The organism is Streptomyces mutabilis (genome assembly GCF_046628145.1).
In the GTDB taxonomy this organism is placed as follows: domain Bacteria; phylum Actinomycetota; class Actinomycetes; order Streptomycetales; family Streptomycetaceae; genus Streptomyces; species Streptomyces mutabilis.
On the sequence record NZ_CP176874.1, the window covers coordinates 656,038 to 669,616 of the forward strand.

General features: G+C 72.5%; 11 protein-coding genes. 10 read left to right on the forward strand and 1 reads right to left on the reverse strand.

The features are described from left to right. Nucleotides 1–23 precede the first annotated feature (23 nt). From ACLIN4_RS02555 to ACLIN4_RS02575, 5 genes are all read left to right on the forward strand, one after another. Nucleotides 24–1,364 carry an ABC transporter substrate-binding protein gene (locus ACLIN4_RS02555; protein ID WP_107477558.1) on the forward strand — a complete coding sequence of 447 codons (1,341 nt, stop codon included), beginning with the start codon at nt 24–26 and terminating at the stop codon, nt 1,362–1,364. A gap of 104 nt (nt 1,365–1,468) precedes the next feature. Further along, the gene (locus tag ACLIN4_RS02560) at nt 1,469–3,514 is read left to right on the forward strand and encodes a beta-galactosidase (RefSeq protein WP_289907898.1); all 2,046 of its coding nucleotides are present in this window, start codon (nt 1,469–1,471) and stop codon (nt 3,512–3,514) included. A gap of 132 nt (nt 3,515–3,646) precedes the next feature. Beyond that, nucleotides 3,647–5,698: a glycoside hydrolase gene (locus ACLIN4_RS02565; protein WP_411575450.1), complete on the forward strand. Its 2,052-nt coding sequence runs from the start codon at nt 3,647–3,649 to the stop codon at nt 5,696–5,698. Between the two features lie 84 nt (nt 5,699–5,782). After that, a complete protein-coding gene (locus tag ACLIN4_RS02570; protein ID WP_411575451.1) occupies nt 5,783–6,424 on the forward strand; it encodes a sugar O-acetyltransferase in 642 nt (213 codons plus the stop codon). Between the two features lie 112 nt (nt 6,425–6,536). Beyond that, complete coding sequence (locus ACLIN4_RS02575) at nt 6,537–7,328, forward strand: SAM-dependent methyltransferase (protein WP_100044066.1); 792 nt, start codon at nt 6,537–6,539, stop codon at nt 7,326–7,328. A 20-nt stretch (nt 7,329–7,348) separates the two neighbouring features. Here the strand turns inward: ACLIN4_RS02575 and ACLIN4_RS02580 are convergent, their stop codons facing one another. Next, nucleotides 7,349–7,534, reverse strand: a complete 186-nt coding sequence (locus ACLIN4_RS02580) for a hypothetical protein (RefSeq protein ID WP_100044067.1) — start codon at nt 7,532–7,534, stop codon at nt 7,349–7,351. A gap of 159 nt (nt 7,535–7,693) precedes the next feature. Here ACLIN4_RS02580 and ACLIN4_RS02585 point away from each other — a divergent pair, with 159 nt between their 5' ends. From ACLIN4_RS02585 to ACLIN4_RS02605, 5 genes are all read left to right on the forward strand, one after another. Continuing rightward, nucleotides 7,694–8,872, forward strand: coding sequence for a spore photoproduct lyase family protein (locus ACLIN4_RS02585; RefSeq protein ID WP_100044068.1), 1,179 nt, complete (start codon nt 7,694–7,696; stop codon nt 8,870–8,872). Nucleotides 8,873–8,971: 99 nt separating this feature from the next. After that, complete coding sequence (locus tag ACLIN4_RS02590) at nt 8,972–9,535, forward strand: MSMEG_1061 family FMN-dependent PPOX-type flavoprotein (protein WP_107477562.1); 564 nt, start codon at nt 8,972–8,974, stop codon at nt 9,533–9,535. A gap of 103 nt (nt 9,536–9,638) precedes the next feature. Then, entirely contained in the window at nt 9,639–10,499 is an 861-nt protein-coding gene (locus ACLIN4_RS02595) for an ABC transporter ATP-binding protein (protein WP_307653300.1), read from the forward strand. After that, nucleotides 10,496–11,479 carry an iron-siderophore ABC transporter substrate-binding protein gene (locus ACLIN4_RS02600; protein WP_107477564.1) on the forward strand — a complete coding sequence of 328 codons (984 nt, stop codon included), beginning with the start codon at nt 10,496–10,498 and terminating at the stop codon, nt 11,477–11,479. Before ACLIN4_RS02595 ends, ACLIN4_RS02600 begins: the two co-directional genes overlap by 4 nt. 7 nt (nt 11,480–11,486) lie before the next feature. Then, nucleotides 11,487–13,556, forward strand: coding sequence for an iron ABC transporter permease (locus tag ACLIN4_RS02605; protein ID WP_107477565.1), 2,070 nt, complete (start codon nt 11,487–11,489; stop codon nt 13,554–13,556). Nucleotides 13,557–13,579: the final 23 nt, after the last annotated feature.

The window sequence follows — 13,579 nt, forward strand, 5'->3', positions numbered from 1 at the left end:
CACGAAGAAGTGGAAGCACGCCCATGCACAAGCACTCGCGCCGCCTGCTGCGCGGCATCGGCCTCGTCTGCGCCCTCGCCCTGGGGGCGACCGCCTGCGGTTCGGACGACGGGGGGCCGAGCCGGAAGTCGGTCTCCCAGGAGGACGTCCAGGCGGCCCTGAAGAAGGGCGGCACCCTCACGGTCTGGGCGTGGGAGCCCACGCTGAAGCAGGTGGCCGCCGACTTCGAGAAGAAGCACCCCGGCGTGAAGGTGAACCTCGTCAACGCGGGCACCAACGCGGACCAGTACACGGCGCTGCAGAACGCCATATCGGCCAAGAAGGGCGTCCCCGACGTCGCGCAGATCGAGTACTACGCGATGGGCCAGTACGCGCTGACCGAGCAGCTCACCGACCTCAAGGGCTTCGGCGCCGACAAGCTCTCCGGCAAGTTCTCCCCCGGCCCGTGGAACGGTGTGAAGGCCGGCGGCGACGGCGTCTACGCCCTGCCGATGGACTCGGGCCCGATGGCGCTGTTCTACAACAAGAAGGTCTTCGACAAGTACGACATCGCGGTGCCCACCACCTGGCCCGAGTACCTGGACGCCGCCCGGAAGCTGCGCAAGGCCGACCCGAAGGCGTACATCACCGCCGACGCCGGCGACGCCGGGTTCGCCACCAGCATGCTCTGGCAGGCCGGTTCGCGCCCCTACACGGTCGACGGCACCGAGGTGAAGGTCGACTTCACGGACCAGGGCGCGAAGACGTTCACCGACACCTGGCAGAAGCTCATCGACGAGAAGCTGCTCGCCCCCGTCACCAACTGGACCGACGACTGGTACAAGGGCCTCGGTGACGGCAGCATCGCGACCCTCGCCACCGGCGCCTGGATGCCCGCCAACCTCGCCTCGGGCGTGAAGGACGCCGCCGGTGACTGGCGTGTCGCCCCGCTGCCGCAGTGGACCGCGGGCGCCGAGGCGAGCGCGGAGAACGGCGGCAGCGCGCTGGCCCTGCCGGAGCTGGGCAAGAACGAGGCGCTGGCGTACGCCTTCGTCGAGTACGCCAACGCCGGTGAGGGCGTGCGGACCCGCCTGGACAACGGCGCCTTCCCGGCGACCACCGCGGACCTGCGGTCCGCGGAGTTCCAGGACACCGCGTTCCCCTACTTCGGCGGCCAGAAGGCCAACAAGATCTTCGCCGAGTCGGCCGCGAACGTCGCCGACGACTGGTCGTACCTGCCCTACCAGGTGTACGCCAACTCGATCTTCAACGACACCGTCGGCAAGGCCTACGTCTCGGACACCACGCTGGCCGAGGGCCTGAAGTCCTGGCAGGAGGCGTCGGTCAAGTACGGCACCGAGCAGGGCTTCACCGTCGAGAAGTAGCCGCGAAGCAGCTGACGCAGCACACGATGCGACGGCCGGCGGCCGGCGGCGCGTGACACGCGCCGCCACCCCCGTACCGCACGCACCACACCGGAAGGACCGCCATGATCTCCACCCTCCTGTCCCGCCTTCACCGCGGGCCGGACGGCGCGCCCGCCCCCCGTCTCGGCTACGGCGCCGACTACAACCCCGAGCAGTGGCCCAGGGAGGTGTGGGAGGAGGACGTACGGCTGATGCGCGAGGCCGGCGTCAACGTCGTCTCCGTGGGCATCTTCTCCTGGGCCCGCCTCCAGCCGGGCCCGGACGCCTGGGACTTCGGCTGGCTCGACGACGTCATGGACCTGCTGCACGAGAACGGCGTGGGCGTCGACCTGGCCACCGCCACCGCCTCTCCCCCGCCGTGGCTGACCGCCGCGCACCCGGAGATCCTTCCGGTCACCGACCGCGGGGAGACCCTGTGGCCGGGAGCCCGCCAGCACTGGCGCCCGACCTCACCGGTCTTCCGCGAGCACGCCCTGCGCCTGGTCCGCGAGCTGGCCACCCGCTACGCCGGCCACCCGGCCCTGGTCGCCTGGCACGTCAACAACGAGCTGGGCTGCCACAACGTCTACGACTACTCCGACGACGCGGCCCGCGCCTTCCGGGTCTGGCTGCGCGCCCGGTACGCCACCCTGGACGCCCTCAACCACGCCTGGGGCACGGCGTTCTGGTCGCAGCGCTACAGCGACTGGGAGCAGATCCTGCCGCCGCGGCTGGCCGCCTCCCACCCGAACCCGACGCAGCAGCTCGACTTCAAGCGCTTCTCGTCGGACGCGCTCAAGGACCACCTGCGCGCCGAACGCGAGATCCTTCGGAACCTCACTCCCGACGTCCCCGTCACCACCAACTTCATGGTGATGCCCGGCACCAAGGGCATGAACTACGCGGACTGGGCCGCCGAGGTGGACTTCGTCGCCAACGACCACTACGTGGTGCCGAGCCCCCGGGACCGCGACGAGCTGTCGTTCTCGGCGAACCTCACCAGCGGCATCGCGGGCGGCCGGCCCTGGTTCCTGATGGAGCACTCCACCAGCGCCGTGAACTGGCAGCCCGTCAACCTGGCCAAGAAGCCGGGCGAGCTGGCCCGGGACTCGCTGACGCACGTCGCGCACGGCGCCGACGCGGTCTGCTTCTTCCAGTGGCGCCAGTCGGCGGCCGGCGCCGAGAAGTACCACTCGGCGATGGTCCCGCACGCCGGCGCGGACAGCGACCTGTTCCGCGCGGTCACCGCGCTCGGCGACACCCTCAAGACGCTGGCGCCGGTCGCCGGGGCCGAGCGGGAGCCCGCCGAGGTCGGCATCCTCTTCGACTGGGAGTCGTGGTGGGCGAGCGAGCAGGACTCGCACCCCACCTCGCTGCTCGACTACCACCGGGAGGCACTGGACTGGTACTCGGCACTGCTCACCCTCGGCATCCGCGCCGACGTGGTCCCCACCGGTGCCGACCTGAGCCGCCACCGGGTGCTGATCGCGCCCGTGCTGCACCTGGTGCCGGCCGAGCTGGCCAAGGACCTCACCCGGTACGCGGAGCAGGGCGGCCACCTGGTCACCACGTACTTCTCCGGCATCGTCGACGAGAACGACCACGTGTGGCTCGGCGGCTACCCGGGCGCCCTGCGGGACCTGCTCGGCATCCGCATCGAGGAGTTCGGCCCGCTGCCCGCCGGTGAGACGGTGGAGCTGGACGGCGCGGGCACCGGCGGTCTGTGGACCGACCGGATCTCCGTGACCGCGCCGGAGACCGAGGTCCTGGCCCACTATCGCGGCGGCGTCCACGCGGGCCGCCCGGCCGTCACCCGGCGCCCGACGGGCCGCGGATCGGCCGCCTACGTCTCCACCCGGCTCGGCGCCGAGGGGCTCGCGTCCCTCCTGCCGCGGCTGCTGGAACCGGCCGGCGTGACGAGCGACCTGCCCGCCGAGGCACGCGGCCGGGTCGAGGCCACCGTGCGCCGCGGTCCCGGCGGACGGTTCCTGTTCCTGGTCAACCGGACCGACGAGACCGTGACCGTCCCGGGGCTCACCGGAGAGGTCCTGGTGGGCGACGCCGGCGAGGAGGGCACCGTGGTCCTCGCGGGCCGAGGCGTCGCCGTCCTGCGCACGCCCACCGACTGAGGGCGTACCACCCCGCAGCCCCCCTCTTCTCCCCGGAGCGGCACGCGTCCGCTCCGGGGCCGTCCCCCGCTGCCCCGATCCGGGCGGCCGGGGGCCACCGCAGCGTCCACACCTTCCAGTTGGGAGCACACGATGGCACGCCCTACCCGCAGCAGACGCCTCCTCACGGGCGCCGTCCTGACCGCACTGGCCACGGGCGCCGGCCTGATCGGCGTACCCGCCCAGGCCGGACCGGTCTCCGCCACCGCCTCCGCCACCGCCTCCGTCACCGTGCGGCCGGACCCGTCGTACCAGCAGGAGGAGTTCGAGGGGTGGGGCACCAGCCTGGTCTGGTTCGCCAACGCCACCGGCGACTACCCGCCCGAGATCCGCGAGCGGCTCGCCCGGCTCCTCTTCGACGACGAGGGCCTGGGCCTGAACATCGCCCGCTACAACATCGGCGGCGGGAACGCGCCGGACGTAAAGGACTACCTGCGCGCCGGGGGCGCCGTCCAGGGCTGGTGGAAGGCCCCCGCGGGCACCACCCGCGAGGACACCGACTGGTGGAGCGCCGACGACCCCGCCGACTGGAACGAGGACGCCGACGCCACCCAGCGCTGGTGGGTCGAGCGGATCAAGGACGACATCGACCACTGGGAGACCTTCAGCAACTCCCCGCCCTGGTTCATGACCGTCAGCGGCTACGTCTCCGGTGGTTTCGACTCCTCCGCCGACCAGCTGAAGACCGAGTCGGTCGACGACTTCGCCGCCTATCTGGCGGGCGCGACGAAACGGCTGGAGCAGGCCGAGGGCATCGAGGTCGACACCGTCGACCCGTTCAACGAGCCCAACACCCCGTACTGGGGGACACAGCTGGGCGCGGACGGTGAACCCGTCGGCGGCCGGCAGGAGGGGGCCCACATGGGCCCCGAGCTCCAGCGCAAGGTCCTCCAGGCCCTCGCCCCCGCGCTGAGGAAGGCGAAGGTCAAGGCCGACATCTCGGCGATGGACGAGACCAACCCCGGCACCTTCGCCCGGAACTGGAGCGCCTACTCCCCCGCCGACCGCGCCCTCGTCGGTCAGATGAACGTCCACACCTACGGCACCGGACAGCGCACCACCGTCCGGGACCTCGCCAAGGCGGCGGACAAGCCGCTGTGGATGAGCGAGGTCGGCGGCGACTGGGGCGACGGCCAGGACTTCGAGGACATGCGGCCCGGCCTCGGCCTCGCCCAGCACATCGTCGACGACCTGCGTGAACTGGAGCCCCGTGCCTGGGTGTTCTGGCAGCCCGTCGAGGACTACGACAACATGAAGCCCGGCGGCGAGTCCGACAAGGGCGGCAACTGGGGCAGCATCCAGCTCCCGTTCGACTGCACCGACGAGGACACCCTCGAGACCTGCCCGATCCGGACCAACACCAAGTTCGACACCGCCCGCAACTTCACCCACTTCATCAAGCCCGGCGACCGGCTGATCAGGACCGACGACACCTCCAGCGCCGCCGCCGTCACCCGCGACGGCAAGGGCGCCTCACTGATCCACGTCAACCGCGCCACCGAGGCCCGCACGGTCACCATCGACCTGTCGAAGTTCCGCGACGTCAGCCGCGGGGCCACCGTCACCCCGGTCGTGACCAGCGCGGACGGCAAGCTGGAGAGGCGTTCCCCGATCAGGGTGAGCGACCGCGCGGCCACCTTCACCGTGCCCGCCCAGTCCGTGACGTCCTTCGAGATCAAGGGCGTCTCGGGCGTCGCCGAGGACGCCCACCTGCTCCGCAAGGGCCACAGCTACACGCTGACCGGCGTGCAGAGCGGCAAGGCCGTCACCGTGGCGGACGACGGCAGGAGCCTGGTCCTCGGCGCCGGGGACGCCACGAGCGCCCGGCAGTGGCGGCTGAGCGCGGTGCGCCACGACGCCGGCGTCCGCGACCGCTACGTCTTCACGAACCCGCAGGACGGCACGCGACTCGCCGTGCGGGACGACGTCCCGGTCGCCAAACCCGACACCGGCAAGCGGGACAGGGCCACCGAGTGGATCATGTCGACCACCGGTGACGGCACCTGGACCCTGGTCAACGCCGCCACCGGCCGCCTGCTCGAAGTCGGCGGCCAGGCGACGCACGAGGGTGCGGCCGTCACCACCTGGCCGCCGAACTCCGGCGCGAACCAGCGCTGGACGGTGACCGACGTGTCCGCCGGCTGACCCCCGCCCCCGTGGGGCCCCGTACGCACGGCCACCGGGAGTGCGGACGGGGCCCCGGCCCCCGTACGAGCAGAAGGAGACGGCATGACCACCGACCCGCGCGAACTCGAGGTACGCCGCAGGATGGCGGCGCACGAGCTGTACTCGGACGGCGCGCCCGGTCTGGAGGGCCTGGCGGAGGAGCGGACGCGGGGCAAGGAGCTGGCCGACGCCTACAACCGCACCGGCGCCCGCGACGAGGAGGGCCGCCGGGCGCTCCTGAAGGAGCTGCTCGCCTCCCTCGGCACGGGCGTGTGGATCGAGCCGCCGCTGCACGTGGCGTACGGCAACCGGGTGCACCTGGGCGACGACGTGTACGCCAACTTCGGACTCACGCTCGTCGACGACGTCGAGGTCTTCGTCGGAAACCGGGTGATGTTCGCCCCGCACGTGACCGTCAGCACCACCGGGCACCCCGTCCACCCGGACCTGCGCCGGGACGGCACCCAGTTCTCGGCGCCGGTGCGCATCGAGGACGACGTGTGGATCGGGTCGGGCGCGCAGATCATGCCCGGGATCACCATCGGCCGGGGCTCGGTGGTCGGCGCGGGCAGCGTCGTCACGGCGCACGTGCCGCCCATGGTGGTGGTCGCGGGGTCCCCGGCACGGGTGATCCGCGAGATCACCGACGCCGACCGGGAGTGGTCCTACCGTCCGCCGCGCACCGCTCGCCGGAACTCCGCCTGACCCGGAGGGCATCCTCAACTTCCCCCGTCGTCCGGGCACATGGCACCCCGCGCAGAGCAGTACGATGATCGAAATCGCGGCGAGCGTCACCTCCCGGACCACGGAGCCTGCCATGACGACGGACCATCCCCAGACCCCTCGGATCGACACCGGCCGGGCCCACCCGGCGCGGGTCTACGACTGGCTGCTGGGCGGCAAGGACAACTACCCCGTCGACGAGGCGGTGGGCGAGACGCTGCCTCCCGAGGCGCGGGACGCGGCGCGGCAGAACCGCGCGTTCATGAACCGCGCGGTGGCACACCTCGCCGCCCGGGGGGTCGACCAGTTCCTGGACATCGGCACGGGCATCCCGACCGAGCCCAACCTCCACCAGATCGTCCAGCGGACGGTGCCGTCGGCCAGGGTCGTCTACGCGGACAACGACCCGATCGTCCTGCGGCACGCTCAGGCGCTGCTGGTCAGCAGCCCCGAGGGGGCCACGGACTACATCCAGGCCGATGTGCGCGAGCCGGACGAGATCGTGCGGCACGCCCGCGAGATCCTGGACTTCGACCGGCCGGTGGCGCTGTCGCTGATCGCCCTGATGCACTTCGTCCCGGACGACCAGGACGCCCACGGCATCGTGCGCCGACTGGTCGAGACCCTGCCCTCCGGCAGTCACCTCGTCCTCTCGCACGCCGCGATCGACCTCTTCCCCGAACTGGCGGAGCAGGTGATCGCCCAGTACGCCAAGGGCGGCATCCGGCTCGGCTTCCGCACCCGGGCGGAGGTGGCCCGCTTCTTCGACGGGCTGGAGCTGCTGCCGCCGGGCCTGGTCACGGCCACCGAGTGGTACGGCGAGGGCCAGGAGCCGCCCGCGCGGGAGGACAGCGGCATCTACGCGGGCGTGGCGCGCATCCCCTGACGGGGGCCGTGGGCGGTGGTTCAGCGGCGACGGCCGCGCGCCGCCCAGCCGCTGCCGATGCCGGCGACGTGCAGGGCCAGCAGGGCGAGGCCGACGAGCATGACGTTGGTCGAGGTGAAGATGTCGTTGGTCGAGATCTCCGCCGCGTTGATCAGCCAGGCGATGAGGAACAGAACCGCCGCGATGATGGCGAGCACGGTGTACATCCCTTCGGATCGGGGGCACCGGGGCGGTGCCGTGCCTCGCGTATGCCCCCGACGGGAGCCGTGACACGGCCGGCGAGGGCGCGGGCTCCGTACAGTGGAGGGACGGGGACCTCGGCACCACCGCCCGGTCCCTGCCCGCCCCCTCGCCCCGGAGCCCTCATGCACGACCCGTCCACCGCACCGGACGACGGCTCCGGCACCCTGTTCGGCCTCGACGCCCTGGCGCCCGGCCCGCCGGCCGCCCCGCCCGCCGGGCCGCTCTTCCGGGACTCCGCCGCCGCCCGGCGCCTGCTGCCCGTCCGGGAGATCCACGCCGAACCGGCGGCGGCCGCGTCCGCGCGCGGCCGGCAGGTCCTCGCCCGGTTCCCCGACGCCCGCGTCGTCGAGGTGGACTCCCACTGGCGCATCCCCGGCCTGCACGGCAACGAGGGCAATGTGGAGCGCTGGGTGCGGGTCAAGGGCGAGACGCTGGTGCTGGGCGAGAAGAAGACCCTGACCACCCGTCCCAACGGCCGGTCCGCGGACTGGATCGCCCCGGGGGCCTCCAACGGCTGCGCGATGGCCTGCGCCTACTGCTACGTCCCCCGGCGCAAGGGGTACGCCAACCCCGTCACCGTCTTCACCAACATCGACCGGATCATCGCCCACCTCGGCCGGCACATCGCCCGGCAGGGCCCCAAGCCGGAGCCGAACCAGTGCGACCCCGAGGCCTGGGTGTACGACGTCGGCGAGAACGGCGACTGCTCGGTGGACGCCCTGATCTGCGACAACACCGCCGACCTGGTGCACGCCTTCCGGCAGTGGCCGACGGCCAAGGCGTCCTTCGCCACCAAATTCGTCAATCCCGACCTGCTCGCCCTCGACCCTCGCGGCCGCACCCGCGTCCGCTTCTCGCTGATGCCGCCGGACGACTCCCGGCTGCTGGACGTGCGCACCTCTCCGGTCGCCGAGCGCATCGCCGCGGCGGCCGACTTCCTGGACGCCGGGTACGAGGTGCACTTCAACCTCTCCCCCGTGGTCGTGCGGCCGGGCTGGGAGGAGGCCTGGACGGAACTGCTGCGGCACCTCGACGACGTGCTGCCGGACCGGGTCAAGCGGCAGGCCGCCGCCGAGGTGATCATGCTGACGCACAACCGGGAGCTGCACGAGGTCAACCTGGGCTGGCATCCGCGCGCCGAGGAGGTCCTGTGGCGGCCGGACCTCCAGCAGGCCAAGCGCTCCGAGAACGGCGCGCTGAACGTGCGCTACCGGGTCGGCGTCAAGGCCGACGCGGTGGCGCGGGTCCGGGCGCTGGTGGCCGCGCACGCGCCCTGGCTGCGCATCCGGTACGCCTTCTGACGGCGGCGGACGGGCCGGACCTGACGCCAGATACCGTTCTACGTGCAACTACTCGCCGGAAGGGCACCCTTCCGGCCCGCACGGACCCGGGAGCCGGCCTTGCCACACACGATCGACGCCGCCGGAGACCGGCCGGACACCGCCGGTGGAGCCGGCTGGACCGAGCTCGGCTCGCACGCCGAGCTGCGCGAGCTGCTGGGCGAGCCCTGGCCCGTCGTCATCGACAAGGTGCACGACCGGCTCACCGACGACGACCGGGACATCCTGTCCCTCTCCCCGTTCTGCCTGCTCGCCACCTCCGACGCCCGGGGCAACTGCGACGTCTCACCGCGCGGCGACGCCCCCGGCTTCACGCACGTGCTCGACCCCGCGACCGTCGCCGTTCCGGACCGCCCGGGGAACCGGCGCGGGGACAGCTTCCACAACATCCTCGACAATCCGCACGCCGGCCTGCTCTACCTGGTCCCCGGCGGCAAGCAGGTACTGCGGGTCAACGGCCGGGCCCGCATCCTCACCGACGCGCCCTTCTTCGACGCCATGACACGGGACGGACGGCGTCCGGACCTGGCGCTCCTGCTGGAGATCGACGAGATCTACCTGCACTGCCCGCAGTCCCTGAACCGGGCGGGACTGTGGAAACCCCAGTCGTGGCAGGCGAGTTGAGAGCACGGCACGACCGCGAGGAACCAGCGGGCCGGACTCGCCCTCCGAGCCGTGTGACCCCCGCCCCTACCAGCGCTTTTTAGGTTAGGCTAACCTTCGCCACGTGAGATCTGGTGAAGACACAGCCGACAGCCCACGCCTGCGCGGACACGAACTGTCGGCCACGGACGTGACCGTGGCCTACGACGGTGTCGATGTCGTGCACGGCGCGGCCGTCAGGCTCCGGCCCGGTGAAGTGACCGTCCTGGTGGGTCCCAACGGCAGCGGGAAGTCGACGCTGCTGCGGACCGTCGCCCGGCTGCAGCGGGCCCGCAGTGCCACGCTCAGCATCGACGGCGACACGGACGGCCTGGCCCTGACCTCCCGTGAGTTCTCGCGGTACGTCGCCCTGCTGACGCAGGGCCGCCCGACGCCGGGCGGGCTGACCGTGCGGGACGTCGTCGAGTTCGGCCGGTACCCGTACCGGGGACGCTGGGGCCGCCCCGATCCGGACGGCCCGGCCGCCGTGGACCGGGCGCTCGCGCTCACCGGCGTCGACGCCCTCGCCGACCGCGGCGCCGACCACCTGTCGGGCGGACAGTTGCAGCGGGTCTGGCTGGCGAGCTGCCTCGCCCAGGAGACCGGCGTACTGCTCCTCGACGAACCCACCACCTATCTCGACCTGCGCTACCAGGTAGAACTCCTCGACCTCATCCGCGACCTGGCGGACGACCACGGCATCGCCGTCGGCGTCGTCCTGCACGACCTCGACCAGGCGGCGGCCGTCGCCGACCGGATCACGCTCCTCGAAGCGGGCCGGATCGTCGCCGACGGCCTCCCCGAGGACGTACTGACGCCGCAGCGCCTGAGTGCCGTCTACGGCATCCGCATCGACGTCGACACCGACCCCCTCACCGGCCGGCTGCGCACCCGCCCGATCGGCCGCCACCACATACGAACCGAAAGGCTCGGCACCACCTCATGAGACGCCTGCTGCTGACCGCGGCCGCCACCACCGCCGCGGCGCTCACCCTTGCCGCCTGCGGCACCACCGAACCCGCCGCCGACAAGTCCGAGGAGAAGGCCTCCGAGGCCATCACGCTCAAGGACGGCAAGGGCGCCGAGGTGAAGCTCGACGGCCCGGCCACCAAGGTCGTCGCCACCGAGTGGAACGTGGTGGAGAGCCTCCTCGCCCTCGGTGTGCAGCCGGCGGGTGTCGCGGACGTCAAGGGTTACAAGACGTGGAACAAGGCGTTCCCGCTGACGGGTGACCCCAAGGACATCGGCACCCGCGGCGAGCCGAGCATGGACACCGTCGCCTCCCTCGCCCCCGACCTCATCGTCGCCACCACGGACCTGCCGCCGGCGGCCGTGAAGCAGATGCGCGAGGTCGCCCCGGTGCTGGAGGTGAAGTCCACGGACAGCGCCGACCAGATCGGCCAGATGCTGAAGAACGTCGACCTCATCGCCAAGGCCACCGGCACCGAGGACAAGGCCGAGGCCGTCCGCGAGGGCTTCGAGGCGAAGGTCGCCGAGGGCAAGAAGGCCCTGGCCGACGCCGGCATGGCCGGCAAGGAGATCGCCTTCGCCGACGGCTACGTGACCTCCAACCAGGTCTCGATCCGCCCCTACACCGCCACCTCGCTCCTCGGTGAGGTCAACGAGGCGATCGGTCTGAAGAACGCCTGGAAGGTGAAGGGTGACGAGGCCTACGGTCTCGGCGCCACCGACGTCGAGGGCCTGACCGCCCTGCCGAAGGACGTCCAGTTCGCCTACATCGCCAACGACGAGGACAAGAACAGCACCCCGTTCACCGGTGCGCTCACCAAGAACTCGGTGTGGAAGTCCCTGCCGTTCGTCAAGGCCGGCGACGTCCACCGGCTCGACGACGGGATCTGGATGTTCGGTGGCCCCGGATCGATGGAGGCGTACATCGACTCCGTCGTCGGCGCACTGACGAAGTAGCGAGGCCATGGCCGTCACCGCAACCAAACCCGCTGCCCGTCCCTCGACGGCTCCCACGCCCCGGTCGGGTGCGGCCGCGGTGACGGCCGGACTCGTCCTGCTCGTCGCCGTCCTCGCCGTCGTCGACATCACCCAGGGCACCGCCGCCGTCGGACCCTCCGAGGTGTGGCGGGCCCTCACCGGGCGGGCCGACGCGGGCGACTCCTCCGTCGTCGTCGCCTCCCGCCTCCCCCGGATGACCGCGGGCCTGCTGGTCGGCGCCGTCCTCGGCATGGCCGGCGCCGTGCTCCAGGCGGTCAGCCGCAACGTGCTGGCCTCACCCGACACCCTGGCCGTGAACGCGGGTTCCTACCTGGCGCTCGGGCTGGCCGGCGCCACCGGCCTCTCCCTGCCGATGATCGCCTCCTCCGGCGTCGCCTTCCTCGGCGGCCTGGCGGCGGCGGCCGTCGTGCTCGGTCTGTCCGGGCTCGGCACGGGCACCGTCCGGCTGGTCCTCGCGGGCACGGCGCTGATGCTGGGCCTGAACTCCATGACGGAGGGCCTGCTGCTGCTCTTCCCCGAGCAGACCGAGGGCCTCTACCAGTGGAACCAGGGCAGCATCGGCCAGAACGGCTTCGACGGCGTCCTGCAGATGCTGCCCATCGCGATCGTCGGGCTCGTCGGGCTGCTGCTGACGGCCCGCCGGGTGGACGCGCTCGCCCTCGGCGACGACGCCGCACGCGGGCTGGGCGTCCCGGTCCGGGCCACCCGGGTCACGGTCGTCGTCCTGGCGGCGCTGCTGTCGGCCGCCGCGGTCACGCTCGCCGGGCCGATCGGCTTCGTCGGCCTGTGCGCCCCCGCCCTGGTCCGCCCGCTGGCCCGGCGCTTCCGCGGCTACGCGCGATCCCGTGCCGTCCTGCCCGCGGCGGCGCTGACCGGCGCGGCCCTGGTCCTCGGCTCGGACGTACTGCTGCGGACGCTCGCCGCCGACGACCTCTCGGTGGCCGTCCCCACCGGCGTCGTCACCAGCCTGGTCGGTGCCGTGTTCCTGGTCGTGATGGCGCTGCGGCTGCGGGACACCGCCGGGGCCGGGGCTCCCGACCGGCTGCGCACCCCGAGCCGTACGGTCTTCCTGGTCACCGTGGCCGTCCTGGTCGTCGTCCTGGTCGGTCTGGTGATCGCCGCCGTGCTGGTGGGCGACAGCAAGCTGCTGCTCGGCGACGTGGTCAACTGGGCGCAGGGGCGGGCCGGACGGACCGTGTCCTTCGTCCTGGACACGCGGGTGCCGCGGGTGCTCGCCGCGCTCGGCGCGGGTGCGGCGCTCGCCCTGGCCGGCACGCTGGTGCAGGCCGTGACCCGCAACCCGCTCGCGGAACCGAGCGTCCTGGGCGTCACCGGCGGTGGCGCGCTGGGGGCCGTGATCCTGGTGACCACCGCGCCCGTCGCCGGCACCTGGGGCGTCGCCGGTGCGGCGTTCGCCGGGTCGGCGATCACCGCGGTCGTCGTCTTCGGGCTCGCCGCCCGGGGCGGCTTCCAGCAGAACCGGCTGGTCCTCGTCGGCATCGGCGTGGCCTCCGGGTCGGCGGCGCTGATCAGCCTGCTGATCGTGCTCACCGATCCGTTCAACGCCACCAAGGCCCTGACCTGGCTGTCGGGTTCCACCTACGGGCGGACCATGCCGGACGTGGTGCCGGTCGCGCTCGCGTTGGCCGTCGGCATCGGTGTGGCGTTCGCCCGGCGCACCGAGCTGGACCTGGTCTCGCTGGACGAGGACACCCCGCGGCTGCTCGGCCTGCGGCTGGCCCCGGGACGCCTCGGGTTCCTGGTGCTGAGCGTCGTACTGAGCTCGACGGCCGTGGCGTGCGCGGGCACCATCGGGTTCGTCGGGCTCGTCGCCCCGCACGCGGCCCGCGCCCTCGTGGGGCGGCGGCACGTGCGGGTGGTGCCGGTCGCGCTCCTCCTCGGCGCGACGCTGGTGTGCGCGGCCGATCTGATCGGCCGCACGGTGATCGCGCCGGCCCAGCTCGGCGCGGGGCTCATGACGGCGGTCATCGGCACGCCGTACTTCCTGTACCTGCTGGTGCGCAGCCGCCGGTAGCCGCTTGCCGGACGGAAATCCGG

Excerpts from the sequence above, each read along its gene's own strand:
- ACLIN4_RS02605 (WP_107477565.1), top strand. The coding sequence starts at position 11,487 with ATGGCCGTCACCGCAACCAAACCCGCTGCCCGTCCCTCGACGGCTCCC.
- ACLIN4_RS02570 (WP_411575451.1), top strand. The coding sequence starts at position 5,783 with ATGACCACCGACCCGCGCGAACTCGAGGTACGCCGCAGGATGGCGGCG.
- ACLIN4_RS02585 (WP_100044068.1), top strand. The coding sequence starts at position 7,694 with ATGCACGACCCGTCCACCGCACCGGACGACGGCTCCGGCACCCTGTTC.
- ACLIN4_RS02600 (WP_107477564.1), top strand. The coding sequence starts at position 10,496 with ATGAGACGCCTGCTGCTGACCGCGGCCGCCACCACCGCCGCGGCGCTC.
- ACLIN4_RS02560 (WP_289907898.1), top strand. The coding sequence starts at position 1,469 with ATGATCTCCACCCTCCTGTCCCGCCTTCACCGCGGGCCGGACGGCGCG.
- ACLIN4_RS02555 (WP_107477558.1), top strand. The coding sequence starts at position 24 with ATGCACAAGCACTCGCGCCGCCTGCTGCGCGGCATCGGCCTCGTCTGC.
- ACLIN4_RS02580 (WP_100044067.1), bottom strand. The coding sequence starts at position 7,534 with ATGTACACCGTGCTCGCCATCATCGCGGCGGTTCTGTTCCTCATCGCC.
- ACLIN4_RS02575 (WP_100044066.1), top strand. The coding sequence starts at position 6,537 with ATGACGACGGACCATCCCCAGACCCCTCGGATCGACACCGGCCGGGCC.
- ACLIN4_RS02565 (WP_411575450.1), top strand. The coding sequence starts at position 3,647 with ATGGCACGCCCTACCCGCAGCAGACGCCTCCTCACGGGCGCCGTCCTG.